Here is a 25,102-nt window from a genome sequence, read left to right on the forward strand (position 1 = left end):
TGATGAAATTATATAAACTTATACCGGTTATCATAGCTGTTGTTTCTCTGGGTTCATGCGAACGAGATCTGACAGAATTAGAAAATTTAGGGACCCAAACCGCATCTGACTACTTTAATGATCCTCAAAATGCGCTTGCAGGCGTAAACTCGGTTTATGCGGCAGTACAGGATGATGAATACTTTGTGTATGGAGACATTCTTTCAGATGATGCTGTTAAGGGAGGGAGTAGTTTCTTCGACTGGGTCGATCGTGAATATTTAAGACAATTTACTGCCAATTCGGGAAACGGTGTTTCAGGAGGTACCTGGTCGCTGCTGTATACCGCCATTGTACGTGCTAATGAGGTGATCAATTCTTTGCCGGAGGCCGATTTTGACGAAGAATTAAAACAAAGAATCATCGGAGAAGCGAAGTTTTTACGCGCCTATTCTTACGCTAAGCTTGTACCGCTCTTTGGTGCCGTGCCATTGGTGACCACCGACTTTACGGTAGATAACCTGGCTTCTCCCCGCTCCTCGGTTTCAGAGGTTTACCAGTTCATCAAACAGGATCTGGATGCAGCAATTGCTGTACTACCCGAAAAAAGTGAATATCCTCTGGCAGATCTGGGACGTGCCACCAAAGGCGCAGCACGCATGCTTAAAGCAAGGGTGTTGATGCAGGAGACCGGCTACAGCTATAATTCGGTATTGGCCTCATCAACTGATCATTCTGTCGATGTAACAGCCAATTGGAATGAGGTGTACAAGCTGACCAATGAGATCATCAACTCAGGTGAATATGAATTAGCGAGCAACTTCGCAACCATCTTTGAAGAAGAAGGAGAAAATAACATCGAATCTGTTTTTGAAATTCAACACAAACAAACCAATAACGAATGGGGCGAGAGTGTTGGTAACACGACCATTGTTCAAATGGGGAACAGAGATGACTGGGGTTGGTGTTTTAACTTGCCCACCGATGCCTTATATAACAGCTTTTCAAGTACAGATCCCCGGCTGTTGTCCACCATTTACGGGCAGGAGTTTGACATTCTTTTCGGAGTTAAGCAAATCTGGGATAAACAGTTATGGACACTTACAGATGACAGTACTAAAGAGTTTCTTTCTCAGTGCAGGTTGAACAGAAAATATGCCCTGGCAAAAGAAGACAGGCATGGAAATCATAACAATCAGGATGTAAATAAACGCGTGATGCGTTATGCAGAAGTATTATTGGCTCATGCTGAAGCTGCTTATTATTTAGGTATGGAAGGTGAAGCCAGAGAATATGTTAACAAAGTAAGAAGACGTGCACAGAACTCTACTATGCCCCTTGGCTCGGCGGAAGGACAAACTTCAAATTATAGCTACGATCCCTTTTCCGGGGCTTCGGTACCTGATATTCTTACCACCGGAGAAGATTTGTTGCGTGATATATGGAAAGAACGCAGAATAGAGCTTGCTCTTGAGGGTATCAGGTATTTTGATCTTGTTCGAACAGGAAGATTAGAGTTATTGCCTTACCCAGATAACTATGCATCTCACGATGGCCTGCTCCCTATCCCTATTGGAGATGTGAACACATTCCAATTGCCTCAAAACAAAGGTTATTAATAACAATAAAGAACAATAATATGAATAAGCAATTAACATTATTAGCTGCGATCATTCTTGCCTTTGGAGTCGTAACGAGCTGTCAAATGGATGATTCTGTCTATGACATCAACTGGCCGGTACCAACCATTAATAGTGTCAGTACGTTTAGCGACACCTTATCCAGCACACTGTCATTAACCGGAAACTTCACCAAGGTAAGAAGCGTCTATTTCGGTGATGTGATCGGCGATGATATCGAAATTGCCGGTGATGAGAATTCTCTCTCGGTGAAAGTTCCCAGAACAATTGACGTTAAAGGGGCTCCGATCAAGGTAACAAATGAATATGAACAGAGTTACCAGACAGAACAGGCGTTTATCCCCATTATACAGGAAACGGTGGTCACAGATGTGAGTGAAATTCAGGTGGGCTTAAATTTTAAGGTGAAAGGGAAAAACGTAGATCTCCTGACCGAAGTTACCGTTGACGGAGTTCCCGTACAGGTGATTTCTAAATCTGAAAACGAAATCTTACTGTCGGTTTCCGGTTTGGACCTGAGTGCCGGTATGCTGGTAAATGTTGATTTTAAAAGTCTGGCTAGAAATGAGATCCCGACCGCAGAAAAGATCAATGTGATATATCCTTTTATTGCCTATAATGAAGTGAGTATATGGGACTTTGAAGATGGGGTGAATCCTTATCAGGGAGAAGGTACAGCGGCTATTGAAACAGGTGATGTTTTAGGAACCCAGGAAAAATATTTCTCCCTGAGAGCTCCCGGATATGGATGGGATAAGGAGACCGGTAATATTTCTATTGCAAAAACCCCCGACTTCAGTAATATAGTAAATCCTCACCTGACTTTCGCGGTCAGAACACCTGCCGGAAGTGCGGGATATTTCCAAATGGAATCTCCGGGATCATGGAGGCATTTCGGATATGGATTTGATACCGGTGGAGAATGGATCATCATTTCACAACCCCTGGAAGATAATTGGGAAGGTGATGGCTGGAACCCTGGAACATTTCTTCCTACGCTAGGTTTAAAAGCAGGAAATGCAGGCGAAAACCAGGATATCGATATTGCCTATGTGAAGATTACTGAAGGGAAGTATGATGGTAGTCAGGAAATAGGCGACGCCCTTGTGGGATCTACCAAACCCGCCAAGATCGTGGTGATGGATTTTGAAGATACAAGCCTGTGGCCAGACATCATGAATGGCACAGAGACCGTAGCTTCTTTAGACTTTAGAAGAGATGAAATTGAGCCCTTTTACGGAGATCAATTCTTTACTTATGTTGATGATGGCACCCTCGGAAACTGGAGCGGTTATTGGGGCCAAACGATTTCAAAATCCATGGTAGAATCACAGTTATCTGTTTTTGATGATCCCTATCTGTCCATGGCATTAAATAGTATCGAAGGTAATGCGCAATATATCATTGTAAGAATATTTCAATATGATGAGCAGTTGGTATTGGTTAAGAAATTCTTTCCCGATACGAACGGTACGTGGCAAACAGCCCAGTTCAGTTTATTTAATACCGACATGGAGAACTGGAGTGACAGCAGTACCGAACTGGGAGCACATTATGCCACCCTCAAAAGATTGAATAAGGATGAGCCTATTGACAGGATTGAGATCATCGTTAATCGAAACGATGCCAACACCGTCGGAATCAGCCTAGACGAAGTGGTAATCACAGAGGGACCGAGATACTAGAAAGCAATAGTTTGAATTAGTTAGTTTACAGTTCAATCATAGGTGGGGTATTTAGTACTAAAATACCCCATCTTATTACCAATAAAAAATGAGAATAGCGATTGGAACACTCCTTACCCCTTGATTTTATTGAAACCTGCTTCATAGCCTAAGATAGGGTGTCAAGTCGCTCTTCTTAATCATGGTAAAGTGAGAAGAATGGTTCAACCCGGTAATGAGAATTACCTCAACTTTAATCATACTTTCTGGTCTATCAGTATTCTCCAAGCCCTTCAGGAAAGAGCTAACCAATAAGAATAGCATGACCCTGACCTGCTTAAAATCCCGTGGAACACATCGCAAGATCAAACCTGTACAGTTTGCAAATAATTAAATATCTGTAAAAGAAGACTTCTTAAGGATTTACGATAGTTTGAGCACTTTGATTCAAGAGGCGTTAAGATGCCCAATCTATAACCTTTAGTCTCTGATATTAATACCGAAGTATTATGAATTATAATGAACGTTTAGAAAAAATAAGTCACCAGTACAACACACTGGTATCAAAGCCTAATAGTGAAATTTTCAGCACTAACGGTATCTATAACCGCTATAAAAATCCAATATTAACCAGAGACCACATACCCCTTCATTGGCGGTTCGACTTCAACAGAGCAACAAATCCACACTTTATGGAGCGTATTGGTTTTAATGCGGTCTTCAATGCCGGAGCTATAAAGCTGAACGGGAAATATCTCGTAGTGGCACGTGTAGAAGGCAACGACAGGAAATCGCTATTTGCTGTTGCCGAAAGTCCGAACGGGATCGACAATTTTAAATTTTGGGATTCCCCTGTCTCTCTTCCGCAAAACGATGACCCCGACACAAACGTTTATGATATGCGTTTAACCCAGCATGATGACGGTTGGATTTATGGAGTTTTCTGTGCCGAACGAAAGGATCCCGGCGCAGCTGAAGGTGATACCTCTTCTGCCACAGCAACTGCGGGTATAACCCGAACAAAAGACCTGGTCAGCTGGGAACGCTTACCAGACTTGAAGACGAATTCAGGACAACAAAGAAATGTTGTGCTATTCCCACATTTTATCGATGGAAAATATGCTTTTTACACCCGGCCCCAGGATGGATTTATCGATACCGGTAAAGGCGGTGGAATCGGCTTTGGATTATCTGAAACAATTGAAAACGCTTATATCGAAAAAGAATCAATTGTAGATCCAAAAACCTATCACACCATCTATGAAGTTAAAAACGGGCAGGGACCAACTCCAATAAAAACGGAAAAGGGCTGGCTTAATCTGGCTCATGGGGTAAGAAATACAGCTGCCGGGTTAAGATATACCTTATATATGTTCTTAACGCATATTGACAAACCATGGGAGATCATACATAAACCCCATGGTCACCTTATTGCTCCACTAAAAGAAGAGCGTGTTGGCGATGTTTCTAATGTAGTCTTTTCAAATGGCTGGATCAAAGACGATGACGGCAAGGTATTCATTTACTATGCTTCTTCTGATACCAGGTTGCACGTGGCAACCTCAACCATAGACAAGTTGTTGGATTACTGCATTAACTCGCCCGAAGATAAATTACATTCTCACTGTTCTGTGAAAACCATCCAGGCCTTGATAGATGCTAACAAAAAGGTTACCACCCTCAAATCTATTACTCAGTAAATTAATGAACTCAAATAAAGAACCTAATATTTTTGAAGGTCTTCCTTTGCAGTTAGAGCACCTCAAAGGCGAACTTTATGACGAACTAAATAGTTTGCTCTTTTTCTGGAGTACCAAGGCTTTAGACCTGGAAAACGGTGGAGTTATCGGGATGATCGATCATTATGGAAATCCTCATAAGGAGGCTTCCAAAGGCTCCGTCTTACATTCCAGATTGCTATGGACATTCTCTGCAGCATACAGAATAACAGAATGCAAAAACTACAAGACCCTTGCAGATGCTGTATTCGATTACATTGTCAGATATTTTTGGGATGATGTGAATGGCGGCCTGTTCTGGGAGGTAGACTTTAAAGGCAACCCGATCAACAAAAGAAAGCAGGCTTATGCCCAGGGCTTTGGTATTTACGCCTTCACTGAGTATTACAGGGCCACGGAGTGCACGGAAAGCCTGAATTATGCCATTAAACTTTTCAATATTCTTGAAGAAAAATTTAAAGATCAAAAGTTTTCCGGTTATTTGGAGGCTTTACAGCATGACTGGAGTAGCATTGACGATATGCGCTTAAGTGAGAAAGATCAGAATGCCCCTAAATCTATGAATACCCATTTGCATATTTTAGAGCCCTACACCAACCTTTATCGCGTATGGAAAGATGAAAGGCTGAAGTGTAGCATGATGCAGTTACTGGAGATATTTCAGCATAAGATCATGGATAATACTACCGGTCATTTTCATTTGTTCTTTGATATGAACTGGAAAGTACAGTCTCACGGCATTTCATTCGGACATGATATAGAGGGCTCATGGTTATTACATGAAGCCGCCTTGGTTTTACAAGAGGCTAAACTCATTGAAGCTGTAAAACAGACCTCATTGAAGCTGGTCAATACCACCATGAAAAACGGTTTGGATGAGGACGGTTCTGTATTTAATGGTTTTGAACATGGCAGGTACGATACAGATAAGCACTGGTGGCCCCAGGCAGAAGCTTTGGTTGGTTTTATGGATGCTTACCAAATGGAACCAGATAAAAAATACCTTCAAGCGGTATTTAAAATTTGGCATTTTATTAAAAATAACATGATAGACCGGGAAAATGGTGAGTGGTTCTGGCGGGTTGATAAAAATGGTAAACCAAACCCTGAAGATGTCAAGCTTGGATTCTGGAAGTGCCCCTATCACAATTCCAGAGCCTTACTGGAATTGATAGAACGAATCGAGAAAATAACGAACTGATGCTATGCAAGAAACTTTAAGATTTAAAGAAAAAATAGGTTACGGGTTTGGTGATTTTGCTTCTTCCATGTTCTGGAAGTTGTTCTCCATGTTCCTGATGATTTACTATACAGATGTGGTCGAACTCACCCCGGCAGCGGTGGGTACCATGTTTTTACTCACCCGGTTGTGGGACGGATTGAATGATCCGATCATGGGAATCATCGCAGACAGAACCAATACCAAAATGGGAAAGTTCAGGCCTTATTTGCTTTGGGTGGCCATTCCGTTCGGGATAATAGGGGTTTTAACCTTCTCTACCTTCGACCTTGGTCCGTCAGGTAAACTCATCTATGCCTATATCACCTATACGCTAATGATGATGGTCTATACTGCTATCAACGTACCGTATTCATCTTTGATGGGGGTCATGACCTTAAACACAAAAGAACGCACTTCATTGGCGTCTTTCAGGTTTATCGGCGCTTACTCCGGCGGAATATTTATGACCGCTACGGTACCTTATTTATTGGATTTCTTCAAGGATGCAGGCTCAGACCAAGCGCAAAGCTACCAGTATACCGTAGCCGTATATGCCCTTATAGCTGCGTTCTTTTTCATAATGACTTTCAAATGGACCAAGGAGCGGGTTAAACCTTTGAAAGATAAGTCATCTGTAAAAAATGATTTAAAAGACCTTGCCAGGAACCGTCAATGGTTTATTATGCTGGGCGCTGGTATAGCCGTTCTGATATTTAACTCCCTTCGCGATGGGAGCATTATGTATTATTTCAAATATTTCACCAAGGACCAGGTGTTGCCTGTATTCGGTGAAGTGGAATGGGATAAACTGGCAGGAGCCTATATGACCTTGTGGTTAGTTGCTAATTTATTAGGGGTATTACTGGCAAAACCTGCTTCGGCAAGGTTTGGGAAGAAAACGACATTTATCGCCGCCATGTTCATAGCTGCTTTCTTCAGTTTTATCTTCTACTGGGTAGCTCCGGATGCCGTTGGCCCGATCTTCGCACTTAATCTGGTAATTGGTCTGTCGGCAGGGATAGTACTACCGTTGATCTGGTCTATGTATGCAGATATTGCAGATTATTCAGAATGGAAAACCGGAAGAAGGGCTACAGGGCTGGTTTTTTCGTCCTCATCCATGTCGCAAAAACTGGGATGGACTCTCGGTGGGGCCATTGCCGGCTGGATTTTATCGGCCTACGGGTTCGAAGCAAACCAGGTTCAAACTCCTGAATCTCTTGAAGGCATTAAAATGATGATCAGTATCTATCCTGCTCTAGGAGCATTGGTCGCCTCATTATTCTTATTCTTCTATAAGTTGAACGATAAGTTCATGGAGAAAATCACCAGCGATTTAACACTAAAAAGAATTTGACAATATGAAGAAGGTCATTTTATTATTTACCCTGGTCACCTTATTGCTTGGCTGCTCAAAACCGGGGACTAAAGGGTTCGAAAACTTCATAACCAGAGACGGACACAGACTTATGGATGGGGATAAGGAATACCGGTTTATTTCGATGAATATTCCCAATCTTAATTATATCGAAGACGAATTAAGTTTTTCCGCCGAAAGCCCATACAGATATCCGAATGAATTTGAAATACGGGATGCTTTTGAAACCGTTAAACAAATGGGCGGAAAAGTCATCAGAATTTACACCCTTCCTGTTAAAAGGCAGGATGAACCCGATAATCCAACCTTCATTACCGGGCCCGGAGAATTTACAGAAGAAGCCTTCGTTGTTAACGATCTGATGCTAAAGATCGCCAATGAAATGGAGATCCGAATTATTTTTTCACTTTTAAACAATTGGAAATGGATGGGTGGTGTTCCGCAATACGCAGCGTTCCGTGGTAAACCGGCCGAGGACTTTTGGACCGATGAACAACTCATTGATGACTTTAAAAATACCGTAGAATTTACCCTCAACAGAACCAATACCCTTACCGGTGTTAAATACAAGGATGATAAAGCCATACTGTGCTGGGAGACGGGTAATGAGTTGATGTCGCCTTACCCATGGGTAAAAGAAATGGCCGCCTATATTAAAGAGATCGATACCAACCATTTATTAATGGACGGGTTTCATGCCGTAGATGATTACCGCTATATACATAAGGAATCAGTCGAAGATCCAAATATCGACATCCTTTCTTCACATCATTATGAAACCGATCCATTTCAGCAATTCGTCAATATCCATTCGAATCTTGATATTATAAAAGGCAAAAAGCCTTATATCCTCGGGGAATTGGGATTTGAAAGCACTTCTGCTCATGAACGGGTTTATGATTACATTATTTCAAACCATGAAATAGCCGGCACGCTGAACTGGAGCATCAGATCACACCGACGTGAAGGTGGATTTTACTGGCATTCAGAACCCGTTGGTCATGGATTATATAAAGCTTATCACTGGCCCGGCTTTCCTTCCGGTCACGCTTACGATGAAAAAGGATTGCTTACGCTAATGAGAAAGAAAGCATATGAGATAGATGGTAAAGTGCCCCCTGAATTACCTGTACCGAAAGCCCCCGGGCTATTGCCTGCTCAACATGTATATGAGATTTCTTGGCAGGGATCTACAGGAGCTTCGGGGTATAATATCTATCGTTCTGAAAGTGATAAGGGCCCATGGGAGCAGATCGCCTTTAATGTGTCTGATGCCCGTGTTCAATATACGCCTCTCTTTAATGATGCAACGGCAGAGATTGACAAGACCTATTTTTATAAGATCAAGGCCGTAAATGCGGTAGGAGTTTCGCCTGAATCAAACATCCTTGGGCCGATCAAGGTAGAAAAGAAAGCCTTAGTTGATGAGATGGGCAATCTGATGACCCTTTACAGATATAAAGATATTACAGTTGAAAAGGGCCAGGACAGGAAATTTAAGGAAGATACAGAACGCATACAGGGAACCCAGGGTAGTGAGATCATCTACAGTGTACCCGGCAGTATTCGGGATGTGAAGATCTATGCCTTTGAAACCTTTGATCAAAACGGACTGGAACTAATGGTTTCCGGTGATGGTGAAAATTTTGAGCCCATTAACCCTAAAATATCAGGAGAAGACCTGGGCGAAGGAGATTATGGTTACTGGAATGCCAAATTATATGAGAGTTCTAATGATAAAAACTCCTCTCAGTTTTTGAAGATTGTTTTTAAGGAAAAGAGTCAAATCGGAAGAACTGTGATCACCTACAATTGACTATTTGTTTAACTGAACTTAGTGAGGTGGTCAGGTAGTCAGATAAATTATAGATGGTAGATTATAGATGGTAGATTATAGATGGTAGATTATAGTTAGTAGATGGTAGATGGTAGATGGTAGCTGATAGATGTTAGATGTTAGATGTTAGATTAGAAGGAATAAAAGAATTTAGGAATTTAAAGTTTTACATCTTCATTCCCTATTTCGCTCCTTTGCTCCTTTGCTCCTTAGCTCCTTCGCTCCTTCGCTCCTTCGCTCCTTCGCGATATAAAATTTACGTCTTTGCGAGCGTAGTGAAGCAATCTTTTTCGGGTGGTCAGGTGGTCAGGTAGTCAGGTAGTCAGGTAGTGAAAAGGTCAATAGGTCAACAGGTTAAATAGAACGTCTTTGCGAGGTTTTTGAAATCCGGCTTCCTTGTGGAGGATAATGACGGTTTAAAATTTATATAAAAAGGACTCCTTCCCCTGGTCAGGGAGGGGCGAGCGTTAAAAAATGGTTCTGTGAACCATTTTAGCGAAGGAGCCAGGTCGCGCGTGGCAGTATAAGCCGTAGGCGGTGCCGGAAGGGGTTGTAGTAAGGACTGTCGTGAATCAACCCACCCCGTCAGCGATTTTATCGCTGCCACCCCTCCCTGGCCAGGGCGGGGAGCCAAAATTTTCTCTGTGCTTTATTGGTTTAATTAAATCCGTCAGCGGTAGCCTCAGGCAGTGAGGCGAAACAATCTTTCGAAGACTACTTAGAAATTCGGCTAAAGATATCCATGTACCCTCATAACTCCATACCCCCATACCCTCATAACTCCATACCCGAGTGGCAGATTCTTCGCTGCGCTCTGAATGACTTTTTCAGTGAGATGGTGAGGTGGTGAGGTGGTCAGGTGGTCAGGTGGTCAGGTGGTCAGGTGGTCAGGTGGTCAGGTGGTCAGGTGGTAAAAATAATCATACCGCTATCACAGGGTTAAGTTTTATGTCACCCTGAGCATGTCGAAGGGAGCCAGTCGAAGGGAGCCAGTCGAAGGGAGCTTTTTTAAGAAGCCGTATTAGTAAAGGTATTAACGATTACTACTTCTGCCCCAGGCGCCTGAAGATATTATCGATCGTATACTGATCCGGGCTTTCGATACCTGGTAATTCATCCCAATCCAAGGGAGTGGCGATTCCGCACGATGGAGTCGGCCGAAGGGAATACGGACAAATCGAGGTTTGTCCGTAAGCATTGCGCAGGTAGTCGACAAAGACCTTGTTCTCCCTTTTGTTCTTTCTGGTGGCCGTGGTAAGCAGATCAGGATGTTTTTCGGCCATTCTCTGAGTCAGCTCCTTTACCTCCTCCCTGCGTTCATCGAAGGTTTTGTCCCGTCTTTTCTCATACCAGATATGAAACCCGCTTTTACCTGTGGTCATCAGCCTGGGCTCCTCACCCTCTTTCCTAAGAAAATCCCCGATCCTTTCGGCGGCGGTCTTCACCTTTTCAAAAGAGTCTTTGGGCGGGTCCAGATCAAACACCACCTTGTCAGGCTTATTGAGAACATCTTTTTTAGCCAGCCAGATGTGAAAGCTTACCGTACCCTGGTTGGCCAGGTAGATAAGGCTTTTTTTATTGTTACAGATCACCTGGGTATTGGTTCCATCTCCTGTTTTTATGGAAACTCTTTCGATATAATCCGGGAAATAATCGCCGGCGTTCTTCTGATAAAATCCCTCCGTGTCAATCCCGTCCGGAAAGCGTTGAAGGGTCAACGGCCGGTCTTTGAGAAAAGGAAGTATCTCCTCGGAAATCCTTTGGTAGTACCTGATCATATCCAGCTTGGTGATCTCCTTGCCAGGATAAATTATTTTTTCCGGGTTCGATATTTCAACCTCTTCTATTTTCATCAGGGTTCTTCTTTAATGACATCTTCAGGCTCTTTATCATAACGCATCCCGAGGAAGCGGGGATGTCTTAATTTATTGCTGCCTGTCCATTCGGTAAACCCAAATTCTCCCACATATTTCGGTTTTATCCAGTGGTTATCTCCGCCATCGTCATCATCAAAGTCTTCGAACGGACTGGAATCCTGTTCGATTTGATCAAAATTTTCCCGCCATTCTTCTAAAAAGGCATCATCATAGCCCGTTCCGACCTTTCCGGCATATTGCAGGTTGCCGTTTTTATAAAACCCCACAAGCATCGCCCCAAAGCCGACTCGCTCTCCCTCTGGTTCGGTGAATCCGCCGATCACCAGTTCCTGTCCTTTTGCACATTTGAATTTCAGCCACTTTTTGCTTCTGCTGTGCACGTAAGTTGAATTGGCATCTTTAGCAATAATACCTTCCCATCCCTTCCGGCAGGCTTCCTCCCTGTAAGCCTTACCTTCTTCATTACGGTGAGGGACATAGCGAAGCGGATCTCTCCATTTGATAACCTTTTTAAGTATTTGTTTACGCTGTCTCAAAGGCAATTCAGACAGGGAATAATTTTCGTAGTATATGATGTCAAAGAGATATAAATAGACCGTAACTCCTCTTTCTCTTGCCTTTTCAGGATCTTTTATCTGCATTCTGTTCTGCAGCTTGCTGAAGCTGGTCACATTTCCCTTAAAAGCGACGATCTCACCGTCGAGTATCAGGTCGGGATGATCACCTTTCTGCAGAGCCTCTTTTAATTCCGGATAGGTATTATTCAGTTCCTTTTCATTTCTTGAATAAATGGAAATCTCCCCTTCTTCGATCAATACCAGACATCGTACCCCGTCTAATTTTCTTTCATAGATCCATTCCGGATCATCAAAATAATCATCTGTCAGCGTGGCCAGCATGGGGGCGACGAATCCGGGAAAGGCTTTCTTTTCCGCCTTTCCGAAGTCGTGCTCGTCCAGGATATTCTCAAGTGCTTTCATTCGTCCCCTTCCTCCTTTTCTATTTCGTTCAGGGTTCGCCCGGTCTTTACGCTTTTCTTTTCCGTACTGGTCGGATTGCGACGGGCATCGGCTTCATCATCATCCATTTTGATCAGCAACCAGTTGCCCTCCATGTTTCCGCTGGTCATTTCTATAAGCGCATAGCCCCCCTTCAGCTTTTCTCCCTTCAGAAAGATCTCAACAGTACCCATCTCAAAAGACTTTTTGAGGGGAATCGACTCCCCATCATCATTCTTTTTCATGTTTTCAAAGGTTCCTTTATCCCAGATCATTACCGTTCCACCTCCATATTCATCCTCGGGGATCACACCTTCGAAATCGGCGTATTCCAGGGGATGATCTTCGGTGGGGATCGCCATGCGTTTTACACTGGGATCGGTACTCGGACCTTTGGGAACAGACCAGGATTTTAAAGTGCCGTCGATCTCAATCCTGAAATCATAATGAAGATTGCTGGCATCATGTTTCTGAATAACGAATACAGGTTCTTCGTGCTTGCCCGTACCGTTTTCTCCCTTCGGCTCATCGGTCTTTCTGAAGTCGCGTTTGTCGTTGTATCCTTTATTTCCCATCCTGTTCATTCTAAGGTCTGTCTGGTAACTCTTAAAGATACGGGATTTTTTATGGGTACGGGGGCACGGGGGCACGGGGGCACGGGAATGATAAAAATTATAGATGGTAGATTGTAGATGTTAGATTAGAAGGAATAAAGGAATTTGAAGTTTTACATCTCCATTCCCTATTTCCCTATTTCGCTCCTTAGCTCCTTAGCTCCTTAGCTCCTTGGCTCCTTAGCTCCTTGGCTCCTTAGCTCCTTAGCTCCTTAGCTCCTTAGCTCCTTAGCTATATAAAATTTACGTCTTTGCGAGCCCAGCGAAGCAATCTTTTTCAGGTAGTCAGGTAGTCAGATAAATTATAGATGGTAGATTGTAGATGGTAGATTAGAAGGAATAAAAGAATTTAAAGTTTTACATCTTCATTCCCTATTTTCCTATTTCGCTCCTTAGCTCCTTGGCTCCTCAGCTCCTTTGCTCCTTAGCTCCTTCGCGATATAAAATTTACGTCTTTGCGAATCCCAAGACGTCAGGATGAAGCAGTCTTTTCAGAAGGTGAGGTGGTCAGGCGGTCAGGCGATCAGTTTTTGTTACACTGCCCCGAAGCCTCGGGGCTGGAAGCGGACTAGTAAGGTGCTCCGAAAATATCGACAATAAACTTAACCTTAACCATATGATTTTCAGGGTATTAGTTAAAATAAATCAGATTTTCAACGTAATTTTATAACCTAACCAATAACGTTCATTCACAATGAAAACACCAGAATTTTTATTCAGTGCCCTGATTGCCATTTTCCTGCTTGCGTGTACGAATGATCTTTCCGATGCATTAGATGAAGAGCTAATCATCGATGTCAATGCCAAAGCCAACAATACCGGAAATGACTTTGTTGCAGACAATCCCGAGGCAGCAAGGGAAATCAGCAGGTTAAGAAAAGCTGTTTCAAATATCCGCACCATCGAAGATGCTATTGCAGCAGGATGGAATATCAAGCTGACCCCGTATTTACAAAATATGGGCTATCATCTGGGGAATGGTGCGTATCTCGATGATGGAGAATTTTACCCGGATAAACCGGAGGCCTTACTTATGGCTTGTAACGAAAAAGGTGATTATGTCGTAGTCGGTGCTGAGTACATTGTTCCCAAAGCGGGAGCATATGAAAATAATCCGCCGGAAGGGTTTACAGGAGATGCCGATGAATGGGCATTGACAGCCGGAACCTTATGGACCCTACACGCATGGATTAAAACGCCTAACCCGGATGGTTTCTTTAATGCTCCGAACATTAAAATTCCATTGACAGATCAGTGCAGTGGAATCGATGATTATGAAGGTCTTATAATTCCTTAAAAACAAGAAAGGAAATGATCATTTATTCCATGGAATGAGTAGATGGTAAAACCACAAGCATTCACAAAAGCCTTCCTTTAAAACGGAAGGCTTTTTTTGTTAACCTCTTCCATTAGCCTGGAGTTGCCATACCGGCCGGTTGATCTGCTATCATCTCAAAAGTCTTCAGCAACTACCCAAAAGGAAACAGTTAAAAACAGGCACTTTCACAGATCAATTTTAGTTCTGAATCAATCACTTATACCCTGCTCATTATGAATTTTTCTACAGCTATATTTTGAGATTCTTACATTTATTCGTAGTTTATTCGCTATGGATGTGCAAAAATTCTCTCTTTTATTTGCTGCAATACTTCTCTTCTCCGGTTGCTCCCAAGCCGATAAGAACACTACACAACAGGCCACAGCGCTGAACATTCAGGACAAAGCCCCCTATAAGGTCGAAAGAGATCTCGCAGAGATCAGGAAAGATGGAGTGTTACATGCGATCACCATCTACAATTCGACCAGCTATTTCTTATACAAAGGTATGCCCATGGGGTTTGAATATGAGCTTTTATCCCGGCTGGCCAATGATCTCGATCTGGAGCTCCAAATCACGGTCGCTGAAGATATTGATGATCTTTTCGACATGTTGAATAATGGCGAAGGAGATATTATTGCGTACGGACTCACCATTACTGAACCGAGAAAAGAGCTGGTCAGTTTTACCGACTACCACTATGTCACTCACCAGGCCCTGGTACAGCGTATGCCAAGCAACTGGCGCTCCCTTCCCGGGTATAAAATAGAAAAACAACTCATCTCCAATACCCTTGAACTCATCAACGATACCGTATGGGTGAGACAAAATTCTTCCTATGCAGACAGGCTGAAAAACCTGCAGGATGAACTAGGGGCCGATATTGAGATCGCCTATCTCGAGGGAAACAAGACCACAGACGAGATCATCAGTATGGTGGTCGACGGCGAGATCGAAAGAACAGTTTCCGATTACAACATCGCCGCAATCAACAAAACATACTACCCCATACTCGATATCGACACGCGAATATCGTTTGCCCAGCGCATCGCCTGGGCCGTGCGAAAGAATTCCCCCGAATTGCTGACAGCCATCAATGAATGGATATCAAAAGAGAAAAAATCTGATGACTATTATGTGATCTACAATAAGTATTTCAAGAATAAGAAATCTTATAAGCGACGTATTCGCAGCGATTTCTACAGCAAGAACGGAAACAGAATCAGTCAATACGACCCGGTCATCAAAGAATATGCTGATGATATCGGCTGGGACTGGCGCTTTCTTTGCTCTCAGGTCTACCAGGAATCACGTTTCAATCCGAAAGCAGAGTCATGGGCCGGTGCTGGCGGACTGATCCAATTAATGCCTGAAACAGCAAAAGCCCTGGGGGTAAGCAACCCTTTCAATCCAAAAGAAAATCTCAAGGGAGGGGTCAAATACCTGGACAGAATTCGCGGAAGATTTGAAAAGGTGGAAGATTCCATTCAAAAAATCAAGTTTACCCTGGCAGCCTTCAATTGCGGACCGGGCCATGTTTTTGATGCCATGCGTCTGGCAGAAAAGAACGGAAAGGATCCCCACATATGGGATGATCATGTTGAAGAGTACATCCTGAAATTATCAGACAAGAAATATTACACAGACGAAGTGGTGCGTTATGGGTTTGTAAGGGGAGCCGAACCTTATGAATATGTCAAAGATATCTTTCTGCGATATGATCATTATAAGAAGTTTATAGAGCTGTGATCCGGTAACCAAATCACTCCAGGATCATTCCCACCCCAATTTTCTCAAGCAGGTAGCGATTATGGTCAATGACCAGGATATCATTGTCGCGACTGAGTTTCTGAAGAATCCCGAACAACAGGTCGATATCGGCATAATGCAATCCGGTGCCGGGCTCGTCTAAGATGTACAGAGCTCCTTCGTCTATATGCTGCAACCAGTTTAATAAAAGTAAACGTTGTTTTTCCCCGGAAGAAAGTGAACGTACAGGTTGATCCAGGTTAAGGTGCTCAAGCCCTATCGTAGTTAATTCCTCCAAAATCGACTCTGATGCCGGGGCAACTCCGGCCTCCTCCAGCCACCCCATCAATTCTGCAATATCAAGCGACAAAACCTCAGCGATATTCTTCGATGCTATCTTGTACTGAAGTAATTCTGTTCGGTAGCGCCTTCCGTGGCACTTCTCACAGGTTTCAATCGAGTTGGCGACTACATCAAGCGAGGTTTCGACATACCCTCTCCCCTTACATTCAGGACACTGGCTTGATTTGGTTTTATAAGAAAAGTCACGGGCTTTGAGCCCTGTCTCACCTGCAAATATCTTACCGATACGTTTCAACAGATCCAGGTAATCTGCTAACAGCGTGCCCGAATGGGTTCGTAACTTTTTCGGTTCGAAATAGCGGGCCTTGGTATAGTCCCTGGGAAAGCTGATCTTTTCACAATGTACGGCACCTCTGGTCTGAATGGAAGGTATGATAATATCCCTGACCAGGGTGGTCTTCCCTGCTCCCGACTTTCCGCTTATAGCAGTGATCCCGCCAACCGGCACTTCTAAAACATCTTTGACCAAAGTGTACCTGGCGAGCTTTGATATTTTGATACTTTCTTTTCCTTTTTTGAACCGGACCGGGTTGGAAGGTGTTTTTAAATACGGATGACAATCCTCTTGCTCAACAAAATTCCGTGGCGTCCCTTGATAGGTGATATAACCCCCATCGCTACCTGCACCGGGGCCAAGTTCCACCAGGTGGTCTGCCGAGTGTATAATCTCTTTATTATGCTCGATCACCAGAACCGTATTTCCCTTTTCGATAAGTTCCTTCAGAATAGCGATGAGATCAGGGATATTATCATGGGAAAGACCCGCCGACGGTTCGTCCAGTATATAAGTGATTCCTTTAAGCGGGCTGTTTAATTGTTTTATCAGGGATACCCTTTGATTCTCACCCCCTGACAGGGTTGCTGACTTCCTGTTGAGATGCAGATGGTCTATATGCAGCTGCTTTGCCCGTTTGATGGTATTCACAAGCAAGGGTTTCATATGTGTTGTAAGTTCACGATCTACTTCCTCCTGAAAATCAGTCATGGCCAACCAGGTTTCAAGGTCCTTAAACGGCATGGATCGCAGCTGATGAATGGACTTCCCTCCTATCTGATGGTTCAGTCTTTCTGGTTTTAGCCCACTGCCCTGACAATGACTGCATTGCTCAGGAGAGAACAAAGCCACCAGCTTTTCTATATTCTTATTTTTCCGGGTTTTAAAATATTCATCCTGCAGATAACCGAAGATCCCTTTCCAGGGCATTCGAAGCTCCTGTGCACCTTCCCTGGTTTTTGTTTTAAAATGCCATGAGGTTTCCCATACTGTATCACCGGTTCCATGAAATAACAGCTCTTTTTGATGAGAATTTAGTTTTTCAAAGGGTGTTTCCAGGTCGAACCCGTGAGTCTTACCCAATTCCTTCACAATAGCCATGAACTGACTTCCGGGATGTCCGTAATAAGCCAGGGCCTTATTATGGTCGAAGAGTCCGGTAGATATACTCTTCTCCCCGTTTAGAACTATTTTATCCATGTCGGGTTGCATTTCCCTTCCCAGACCATCACAGACAGGGCATTTTCCCAATTCGTGACTGTTGGAAAAATGACTGGCTGAAAGCTCCGTTCCCTCATACTGCGCCTTCCTAGAAAAAGCAAAACGCAAGACTCTGTCAATTCCGGTTTGCTTCGCGATATCAGAGCGCTCAGTGAAGCTTCTTTCTTTTCGCGTAATACAGATGGTAGGAGTAAGTCCTTCGATCCGGTCAGCCTCGAATTGAAAATTTACCCCGGTACGGGATTGCTGGTAACTGGAAAATTGTTTTGTCATTTCCTGCAGGCCAAAGCCGTGAAGGGTATCGATGAGCAGGGAAGACTTGCCCGAACCTGAAATGCCGGTAACCACCGTTAACCGTTCTTTAGGAAGATTAAGATTCAGGTCTTTCAAATGATGTGTTCTGACCCCTGTAAGAGACAGGCCTTCACCGGGTTTTCTGAGGCTTTCCTGTTGCCGGTACTCCTTAGACTCAATAGCATTATCTACCCATACATCAGAGTGGGTTTTGAACAGATCATGATTTTCAAAGCAGATGATCCCGCCTGTTCGTTTCTTGAGTTTATGCAGGGCGTCAAGCAATTGTCTGACGTTTCTCTGATGTAGGCCGATACTAGGTTCTTCCAGTACTAAGAGGGTTGTTTTGGACTGCCTGGCGAAATGTTTTGTCAGTTTGATTCGCTGAGCCTCCCCACCCGAGAGCGTGTTTGAAGGCTGACCAAGCTTGATATAACCCAACCCCAGCTTAATCATAAGGGAAAGAATTTTAATGACCTGTTTCTCTTCCCTGAAAAAATCAGATGCCTGCAGTATACTCAGGTCGTAGATTTCGGCTATGTTCTTATCATTCCAAACCACTTGCAGCACTTCAGGCTTGAAACGTTTACCATTACAGGTCGGACACACCTGGTTGATGGTTCCCATCACATTCATGGCCAGGGTAATGACACCCGCTCCTTCACAGGCAGGACATCTTCCGCTTTTATTATTAAAGGAAAAGGCTCCCTTTGCAAGCTTCGCCTTTTTAGCTTCCTCAGTTTTTGCCAGCAGATCGCGTATCTTATCTGCCAGCCCGGTGTAGGTTGCGGGATTACTGCGGGGAGTTTTACCGATCGGCTGATCAGAAACCTGAAGCAGTTTCATTCCGTTTTGCACCGTATATGTTGCAAGTTTTTTTTCGATGTCAGCAGTCTTTCTGCTTATAACGGTAAGAGCGCCTGGTTCGGGCTCAAACGAGACTGCTGAGATGGGAGTCAGTTCCGGGGTGGTATCAGCAACAGACTTTTGCATTTCCTCTAGGGTTGCACTTGAAATTCCCTGACTCTGCAAAAAATCGTGAACCGGCCCGTTAAAGATAACCTCCCCGCCATGGACTCCGGCACCCGGTCCTAATTCAAGGATCCAGTCGGCCGAGCGTATAAAATTCAGATCGTGTTCCACTACCATGACCGTATTTCGCCGACTGATGAGCCGTTGAAATATTTGCCGAAGGTGCCCCTGGTAAGCTTCCGGAAGGCCTATGGATGGTTCATCGAATATATAAAGGATGCCCTGGAGGTCGCTGTTCACCTGGCTCACCAGTTTTATGCGCTGTGCATCCCCTGATGAAATTTCATCACTGGGAGTACTCAATCGATAATCTTTCATTCCCAGCTGAATCAGGTCCTGTAAGGGAGTACAGATCTTTTTAACCAAAGCCTCCTCCCCTGCACTCAATGACAGCTTATTCAAGCTGTTATACAGTTCATCTAAAGGTAGCTCCATCCACTGCTGAAAGTTCAATTTCTGCCATTCGAATGCAAGATGCTCTGTCTTGATCCGGGCACCCTTACAGGAGGGACAGGTACGGGAACTGACAAATTTCAGGATATTCTGATTCCGGTCCCTTTTAAGTATATCGTTCATGATGGGGAGCATCCCCTTGTAGAAACCCTTCTCACGGGGCTTGGCCTTCAGACCTTTCCATTTCAGGCGGGATTCAATACTGTGTTTCCCGTAAAAGACCTTTATGCGATCGCTTCCGTTAAGGATCACATTCTTTTGGTCAGAACTGAGTTCCCTCCAGGGAATATCGACCCTGAAATCGTGTGCCCTGCATACTTTATCCAACTCTTCTACAGTGACCTGTGAATAGACGATATACCCGTTAGGCAGCGTGGTGGTGATAGCTCCTTCCCTGAGCGTTCTGTTCTCATCTTCTATCAATTTGTCAAGGTCGATATATTCTTCATTACCGATCCCGTAGCAACGCTCACAGGCACCTTTAGGGTGATTGAATGAGAAAAGTGACTTGCTCAAGGTCTCAGAAGTGCTGTAACGGGCAAACAAGATCCTGAAAACAACAGCAAGTTCAGACAGGGTTCCGAAGGTGGCATTAACAGACCTGAAGCGCTTGCTCTGCTCAACCCGAATCACCGGGGGTAAGCCTGTGATCCCATCAACTTCCGCGGTGGGAATACTCAGTGCATTTTGCTGGTTATAGGAAGGAAGGCTCTCTAAAAAATAGCGATAGCCCTCATTTCCGATGATATCCATTGCCAGGGAAGATTTTCCCGATCCTGACAAACCGGTCACGACGATCAGTTTGTTATCCGGAAGTTCAAGGCTGATATTCTTGAGATTATTCTGGTGGGCGTTGGTAATGCGCATAAACGGCTATGGTCTTTTGAACGAATATAGAAAGATTCGAAGCTATAATAAAGAGATGAAAGTTTATAGAAGTACATCCATACAATAATCACATACGAGTTAGTCGGATAATTGAATCCGTTTAAAGACAAAAGGTATGAATCTCTTAAAAAGAAAAACTTTAATTAATAATATGCTGACTATCAGAGATAAATAGTAGTATATTCAGCACAAATTCTAACTAATACCAAACAATAAAATGAAAAATCTGTTTTACTTATTTACGCTATCTATGGCATTTGCGGTATCCTGTTCCCCACAGGAAGAAAAACCACTCACCGATACCGAAAAGGAAACTTTGAAAGGAGAAGTTGCTGCCAGAATTGATGAGATCGTTACGGCTTCCAACCAAATGAACCTGGAGGCTATCAAGGAAATTTATTGGAATGACCCGGCTTTTATCGCTGTTAGCCTTGACCAGGTTTTCAACTACCAGGGGTATATACAGGATGCTGAAGAGGTGTGGTCAGGCATAGAAAGTCTGAACTTTCAGGAAGGTGAGGTTCAGATCAGTATCCTGGACAGCGAAACCGCCTATGCTGTTTTTGGCGGAATGGCTGATGCGCAAACCACAGAAGGACAGGAAATGAAGATAGAAGACTTCTTTGCTTCGATGCTATTCAGAAAAGTTGACGGAAGCTGGAAGGTTGCCGGAACACATGAATCTGGCACCTTTGTTATGATGGAAGAGGAAATGGAGGCTGACTCCCTGATGATGGAGTAAACTCAATCAAACCTTTCATACCGGAAATTATCTATAAAGCAGACCAATTGTCTGCTTTTTGCTTTTACATAAGGCACGTAAACACTAAGCCCTGAAGTCGGCAATAGCTCTAAAAAGTTAAACCTGTATTTTCCCTAATTTTGTCTCAAAACCATTTTCATGTCAAAACCTGTTCACTCTTGCGCCTTATTGCTCCTGGTTTTATCGGTATGCCTTATTTCTTGCAGGAAGGAGCCTGGATTAATACCTTCGGAAGGGTTGGTCGAAGTGGAGGGCGGACAGCTTTGGTACAAGATCATAGGGACGGGTGAAAAAGATCCAATCCTGGTTATGCACGGAGGGCCGGGTGGAACACACAGAAAATATCACCATCTCACACCGCTCTCTAAAGACAGGTCTGTTATTTTATTCGACCAGTTGGGCACCGGAAGATCAGGATATCATCAAGATACCACGCTGATGACAGTGCCGCATTTTGTGGAACAGGTTCACCGGCTGAAGGAACATCTCAATCTCGATGAATATTATTTATTGGGGCACAGCTGGGGAGCCGCTCTTGAACTTGCCTATTACCAAAAATATCCAGAGGGCGTTCAGGGAATTATTTTCAGCAGTCCGTACCTCAGCACTCCGGTCTGGGAGGCTGATGCCGATACGCTTATCACTACCCTGGCAGATACCATACAACTGGCCATACGCCGGGCGGAAGAAATGGGCGCCTTTACCACAGCATCCTACCAACACGCCGACTCTGTATACTGGAGCAGATTCGGAAACCGCAGACCCGGTCCCAACCATCCGGCCGATACGGTAGAAGCCCCCTCCAATCGTTTCATGTATAATTACATGTGGGGACCCTCTGAATTCACAGCTACGGGAACCCTGAAAACCTACGACAATGTCGGCGGATTAAAGGACGTGGAGGTACCGGTGCTTTTCATAACGGGAGAGTATGACGAGGCCAGACCCGCGACCATCTACAACTTTCAAAAAATGGTGCCGGGATCAGATGTGTACGTGGTTCCGGAATCAGGTCATTCGACCATGATCGATAACACGGACGATTATCTGAAGGGGATACAGGAGTTTTTGGAGAGAACAGAGAGATAGAACTACCTGAAAACCCCTCAGTCCAGCATTCGCCGGCCAGCTCCCCTTAACAAGGGGAGCGTATCAAGAAAATCTAAAATACATTGTATTGCCTTCCCCTTCCGGGGGAGCACCGAGCGTTAATATAGTACCGGTGGCACTATTGAGGGAATTGGCCAGTGGGCGAAGAGGAAACAGAAGGAGGGAATTAAAATTAACAGCACGGTCATACTCAGGCAGATCCTTCGCGATCGAAGATTATTCCGGATGACCTGATACAGAATTTAACATTTGCAGATTTCAGTGAATGGCAATAATATTCTTTCACTTTTCCCTACCTAGCTGTTTACATGCGCACCCATTTACCTTAATACCTGACAGTGCCCCCCATCCTGATCAAACGATCAGCCTTTTCTCCATAACATAACCTTGTACAGTATCACCGGTTATACTTTCTAACATATTCTGAGAAAGGCTGTCTTTAAAGATTTCATCTGACTCATTAGCAGGATAATTCGTGTCTGTATACCAGGAGGTAGTATAAACCGCATTACAGGTTTCAGAAGGAAAGGCGATCTGAGAAACAAGCAATGAGTTTTCATCAGCATCTTTAACTTCTACGTGAATATGAGGAGCTCGATCGGGATAGTAACCAGGAAAGATACTCAGAAAAGATACCCTTCCTTCTTTATCTGTAAGCTGTCTGCCTCTCAGAAAATGCTCTCCTGTGAGATCTTCACGTTGCAGGTAATGATTCCCGTATTCTGAATATTTCCCGTGATTATCGCAGTGCCAGATATCGACAGCCACGCCGGCCATGGGTTGACAATTATGCGCCTTATCGAGTACCTGGATCTGGATCTGAAGCGGAACTCCTTTCCGGTCACCGATTATATTTTCCCTGATATAATCCAAAGGTGTTTTATTTGGGAAGGGACCACGGGTTTCCTTTGGCGATGTTTCGCAGTTGTTTGTCAATATGGGATCTGCAGACTTACGGGGCCAGTGGTTGTGAGACACGAAAGAACTGAGCCCAATAAACCCTAACATACCTCCTAATCCTTTCGCTAAAAAATCCTTCCTCTTCATTGTTTTATCGATTAGACTAATAAAGTTACTGAATACATCGGTTGCAGAGACATCACACAATTAATTTATTTTACACAAAGCACTGATTTACAATTTTTTAAGCGTATTTTCATGCCTCAAACACTTCCTGACCGGGAATAGATCATTTAACTCTAAAAATTACAGAAAGATGCCAAACACGAAAGCCTATGCCGCTTACGCCCCTGATGAAAAAATAAAACCTTTTGAATTCGACCGGAGAGAGATCGGAGACAATGACGTCAAGCTCGAAATCGAATACTGCGGCGTTTGCCACAGCGATATTCATTTCGCTCATGATGACTGGGGCATGAGTCAGTACCCGGTGGTTCCCGGGCACGAGATTGTAGGCAGGGTGACTGCCACCGGAAAAAATGTGACGGGGTTTAATGAAGGAGACCTGGTGGCTGTGGGCTGCATGGTCGACTCCTGCCAGGAATGTGATGCCTGTAACGATAACCTGGAGCAGCTATGCTCAGACATGGTCATGACCTACGGGAGTCCCGATCCTCATATGAAGGGCGTCACTCATGGAGGCTATTCAACTCAGATCGTGGTCGATCAGCATTTTGTTCTAAAAGTATCTGAAAAGCTCGATACTAAAGCTGTAGCACCCCTTCTTTGTGCAGGGATCACAACTTATGCTCCTTTGCGAAACTGGAATGTTCAGAAAGGACAAAAAGTGGGTGTGATCGGGCTTGGCGGCCTCGGGCATATGGGTGTAAAGTTTGCTTCAGCAATGGGAGCCCATACTGTTATGATCACCACCTCTCCTGAAAAGGGTGAAGATGCCAAAAGATTAGGTGCCGCAGAGGTATTGGTGTCAAAAGATAAAGAACAGATGAAAGCACATGCCGGCAGCTTTGATTTCCTACTCAATACGGTTCCTGTAGCTCATGATATCAATCCGTACCTAACCCTTTTAAAGAATCAAAAGACCATGGTACTGCTGGGAGCAACACCTGTAGACCTTCACAGTATGGGATTGGTTTTCGGACAAAAACACGTCTCCGGATCGATGATAGGCGGGATAAAGGAAACCCAGGAAATGCTGGATTTCTGTGAAGAACACGGGATTGTCTCTGACATCGAAATGATCGACATACAAAATATCAATGAAGCATGGGAACGGGTTATGAACTCAGATGTGAAGTACCGGTTTGTTATTGATATGAAGTCGCTGAGATAAAAAGTTATGGAGGTATGAAGGTATGGGGGTATGAAGGTTAAGGTCATTTTATTTTCCCTTTCAGACTGCGTTTTAAGCCGGTAAGCATTACTCGTATTGATTTAATATCGGAATTTATAAGCTGATCTGATTTGACGCCTAAAAGCTGCTCTGATAATATCAATAAAGTTTCGAGCTCACTCACCGAACCCGTGGCTATATCTAAGAACCTGATATATTCTTTACTACTGGAACGACCGGCTCCTTCGGCAATGTTAGCCGGAATGGAAACAGCTGCTCTGTTCAACTGGGATATTAAACCATATTTTTCATCCTCTGACAGCAAAGCGGATAATTGATAAACATCCTTTACCAATTTCATACTCCTTTTCCAAACTTCTAAATCTTTATGCGTCATAAACTTACCTTTCTATAAATATAGAAAATAATCTATAT

General features: G+C 43.8%; 17 protein-coding genes. 11 read left to right on the plus strand and 6 right to left on the minus strand.

All coding sequences use genetic code 11. From position 1 onward, the window contains the following. Positions 1 to 2 precede the first annotated feature (2 nt). From K7R10_RS14980 to K7R10_RS15005, 6 genes are all read left to right on the plus strand, one after another. Positions 3 to 1,598: a RagB/SusD family nutrient uptake outer membrane protein gene (locus K7R10_RS14980; RefSeq protein WP_224485547.1), complete on the plus strand. Its 1,596-nt coding sequence runs from the start codon at positions 3 to 5 to the stop codon at positions 1,596 to 1,598. A gap of 20 nt (positions 1,599 to 1,618) precedes the next feature. Continuing rightward, complete coding sequence (locus K7R10_RS14985) at positions 1,619 to 3,304, plus strand: hypothetical protein (RefSeq protein ID WP_224485548.1); 1,686 nt, start codon at positions 1,619 to 1,621, stop codon at positions 3,302 to 3,304. Between the two features lie 488 nt (positions 3,305 to 3,792). Next, on the plus strand, positions 3,793 to 4,983 hold the full coding sequence (locus K7R10_RS14990; protein ID WP_224485549.1) for a glycoside hydrolase family 130 protein: 1,191 nt from the start codon (positions 3,793 to 3,795) through the stop codon (positions 4,981 to 4,983). Positions 4,984 to 4,987: 4 nt separating this feature from the next. Beyond that, positions 4,988 to 6,223, plus strand: a complete 1,236-nt coding sequence (locus K7R10_RS14995; protein ID WP_224485550.1) for an AGE family epimerase/isomerase — start codon at positions 4,988 to 4,990, stop codon at positions 6,221 to 6,223. Between the two features lie 4 nt (positions 6,224 to 6,227). Beyond that, positions 6,228 to 7,601: an MFS transporter gene (locus K7R10_RS15000; RefSeq protein WP_224485551.1), complete on the plus strand. Its 1,374-nt coding sequence runs from the start codon at positions 6,228 to 6,230 to the stop codon at positions 7,599 to 7,601. A 4-nt stretch (positions 7,602 to 7,605) separates the two neighbouring features. Continuing rightward, positions 7,606 to 9,438 carry a glycoside hydrolase 5 family protein gene (locus tag K7R10_RS15005; protein ID WP_224485552.1) on the plus strand — a complete coding sequence of 611 codons (1,833 nt, stop codon included), beginning with the start codon at positions 7,606 to 7,608 and terminating at the stop codon, positions 9,436 to 9,438. Positions 9,439 to 10,502: 1,064 nt separating this feature from the next. Here the strand turns inward: K7R10_RS15005 and ligD (K7R10_RS15010) are convergent. The 3 genes from ligD (K7R10_RS15010) to K7R10_RS15020 are packed head-to-tail and all read right to left on the minus strand — an operon-like array spanning position 10,503 to position 12,909. Then, on the minus strand, positions 10,503 to 11,312 hold the full coding sequence (gene ligD / locus K7R10_RS15010; RefSeq protein ID WP_224485553.1) for a non-homologous end-joining DNA ligase: 810 nt from the start codon (positions 11,310 to 11,312) through the stop codon (positions 10,503 to 10,505). Next, positions 11,312 to 12,316: a non-homologous end-joining DNA ligase gene (gene ligD, locus K7R10_RS15015; protein ID WP_224485554.1), complete on the minus strand. Its 1,005-nt coding sequence runs from the start codon at positions 12,314 to 12,316 to the stop codon at positions 11,312 to 11,314. The genes ligD (K7R10_RS15010) and ligD (K7R10_RS15015) overlap by 1 nt, the downstream gene beginning before the upstream one ends. Further along, on the minus strand, positions 12,313 to 12,909 hold the full coding sequence (locus tag K7R10_RS15020) for a DNA polymerase ligase N-terminal domain-containing protein (protein WP_224485555.1): 597 nt from the start codon (positions 12,907 to 12,909) through the stop codon (positions 12,313 to 12,315). The genes ligD (K7R10_RS15015) and K7R10_RS15020 overlap by 4 nt, the downstream gene beginning before the upstream one ends. 733 nt (positions 12,910 to 13,642) lie before the next feature. Here K7R10_RS15020 and K7R10_RS15025 point away from each other — a divergent pair. Further along, a complete protein-coding gene (locus tag K7R10_RS15025; protein ID WP_224485556.1) occupies positions 13,643 to 14,245 on the plus strand; it encodes a DUF2721 domain-containing protein in 603 nt (200 codons plus the stop codon). 312 nt (positions 14,246 to 14,557) lie between these two features. Next, positions 14,558 to 16,015: an MltF family protein gene (locus K7R10_RS15030; RefSeq protein ID WP_224485557.1), complete on the plus strand. Its 1,458-nt coding sequence runs from the start codon at positions 14,558 to 14,560 to the stop codon at positions 16,013 to 16,015. A gap of 13 nt (positions 16,016 to 16,028) precedes the next feature. Here K7R10_RS15030 and K7R10_RS15035 read toward each other — a convergent pair whose 3' ends face one another. Then, positions 16,029 to 20,519 (minus strand): ATP-binding cassette domain-containing protein, encoded by a 4,491-nt coding sequence (locus K7R10_RS15035; RefSeq protein WP_224485558.1) that lies wholly within the window; start codon positions 20,517 to 20,519, stop codon positions 16,029 to 16,031. A 238-nt stretch (positions 20,520 to 20,757) separates the two neighbouring features. Here K7R10_RS15035 and K7R10_RS15040 point away from each other — a divergent pair, with 238 nt between their 5' ends. Both K7R10_RS15040 and K7R10_RS15045 read left to right on the plus strand, forming a co-directional pair. Continuing rightward, on the plus strand, positions 20,758 to 21,282 hold the full coding sequence (locus tag K7R10_RS15040; protein WP_224485559.1) for a nuclear transport factor 2 family protein: 525 nt from the start codon (positions 20,758 to 20,760) through the stop codon (positions 21,280 to 21,282). Between the two features lie 159 nt (positions 21,283 to 21,441). Further along, entirely contained in the window at positions 21,442 to 22,392 is a 951-nt protein-coding gene (locus K7R10_RS15045) for a proline iminopeptidase-family hydrolase (protein WP_224485560.1), read from the plus strand. 375 nt (positions 22,393 to 22,767) lie between these two features. On the opposite strand, the gene K7R10_RS15050 is transcribed toward K7R10_RS15045, so the two are convergent. Next, on the minus strand, positions 22,768 to 23,460 hold the full coding sequence (locus K7R10_RS15050) for a dioxygenase family protein (RefSeq protein WP_224485561.1): 693 nt from the start codon (positions 23,458 to 23,460) through the stop codon (positions 22,768 to 22,770). 169 nt (positions 23,461 to 23,629) lie between these two features. On the opposite strand from K7R10_RS15050, the gene K7R10_RS15055 reads away from it, so the two are divergent. Next, a complete protein-coding gene (locus tag K7R10_RS15055) occupies positions 23,630 to 24,667 on the plus strand; it encodes an NAD(P)-dependent alcohol dehydrogenase (RefSeq protein ID WP_224485562.1) in 1,038 nt (345 codons plus the stop codon). A gap of 43 nt (positions 24,668 to 24,710) precedes the next feature. Here the strand turns inward: K7R10_RS15055 and K7R10_RS15060 are convergent, their stop codons facing one another. Next, positions 24,711 to 25,064 carry a four helix bundle protein gene (locus K7R10_RS15060; protein ID WP_224485563.1) on the minus strand — a complete coding sequence of 118 codons (354 nt, stop codon included), beginning with the start codon at positions 25,062 to 25,064 and terminating at the stop codon, positions 24,711 to 24,713. Positions 25,065 to 25,102: the final 38 nt, after the last annotated feature.

Source organism: Robertkochia aurantiaca (genome assembly GCF_020166495.1).
In the GTDB taxonomy this organism is placed as follows: Bacteria; Bacteroidota; Bacteroidia; order Flavobacteriales; family Flavobacteriaceae; genus Robertkochia; species Robertkochia aurantiaca.

What these genes read in the sequence shown, in the direction of transcription:
- K7R10_RS14980 (WP_224485547.1), top strand. Translation starts at nt 3, where the DNA reads ATGAAATTATATAAACTTATACCGGTTATCATAGCTGTTGTTTCTCTG.
- K7R10_RS14985 (WP_224485548.1), top strand. Translation starts at nt 1,619, where the DNA reads ATGAATAAGCAATTAACATTATTAGCTGCGATCATTCTTGCCTTTGGA.
- K7R10_RS14990 (WP_224485549.1), top strand. Translation starts at nt 3,793, where the DNA reads ATGAATTATAATGAACGTTTAGAAAAAATAAGTCACCAGTACAACACA.
- K7R10_RS14995 (WP_224485550.1), top strand. Translation starts at nt 4,988, where the DNA reads ATGAACTCAAATAAAGAACCTAATATTTTTGAAGGTCTTCCTTTGCAG.
- K7R10_RS15000 (WP_224485551.1), top strand. Translation starts at nt 6,228, where the DNA reads ATGCAAGAAACTTTAAGATTTAAAGAAAAAATAGGTTACGGGTTTGGT.
- K7R10_RS15005 (WP_224485552.1), top strand. Translation starts at nt 7,606, where the DNA reads ATGAAGAAGGTCATTTTATTATTTACCCTGGTCACCTTATTGCTTGGC.
- ligD (WP_224485553.1), bottom strand. Translation starts at nt 11,312, where the DNA reads ATGAAAATAGAAGAGGTTGAAATATCGAACCCGGAAAAAATAATTTAT.
- ligD (WP_224485554.1), bottom strand. Translation starts at nt 12,316, where the DNA reads ATGAAAGCACTTGAGAATATCCTGGACGAGCACGACTTCGGAAAGGCG.
- K7R10_RS15020 (WP_224485555.1), bottom strand. Translation starts at nt 12,909, where the DNA reads ATGGGAAATAAAGGATACAACGACAAACGCGACTTCAGAAAGACCGAT.
- K7R10_RS15025 (WP_224485556.1), top strand. Translation starts at nt 13,643, where the DNA reads ATGAAAACACCAGAATTTTTATTCAGTGCCCTGATTGCCATTTTCCTG.
- K7R10_RS15030 (WP_224485557.1), top strand. Translation starts at nt 14,558, where the DNA reads ATGGATGTGCAAAAATTCTCTCTTTTATTTGCTGCAATACTTCTCTTC.
- K7R10_RS15035 (WP_224485558.1), bottom strand. Translation starts at nt 20,519, where the DNA reads ATGCGCATTACCAACGCCCACCAGAATAATCTCAAGAATATCAGCCTT.
- K7R10_RS15040 (WP_224485559.1), top strand. Translation starts at nt 20,758, where the DNA reads ATGAAAAATCTGTTTTACTTATTTACGCTATCTATGGCATTTGCGGTA.
- K7R10_RS15045 (WP_224485560.1), top strand. Translation starts at nt 21,442, where the DNA reads ATGTCAAAACCTGTTCACTCTTGCGCCTTATTGCTCCTGGTTTTATCG.
- K7R10_RS15050 (WP_224485561.1), bottom strand. Translation starts at nt 23,460, where the DNA reads ATGAAGAGGAAGGATTTTTTAGCGAAAGGATTAGGAGGTATGTTAGGG.
- K7R10_RS15055 (WP_224485562.1), top strand. Translation starts at nt 23,630, where the DNA reads ATGCCAAACACGAAAGCCTATGCCGCTTACGCCCCTGATGAAAAAATA.
- K7R10_RS15060 (WP_224485563.1), bottom strand. Translation starts at nt 25,064, where the DNA reads ATGACGCATAAAGATTTAGAAGTTTGGAAAAGGAGTATGAAATTGGTA.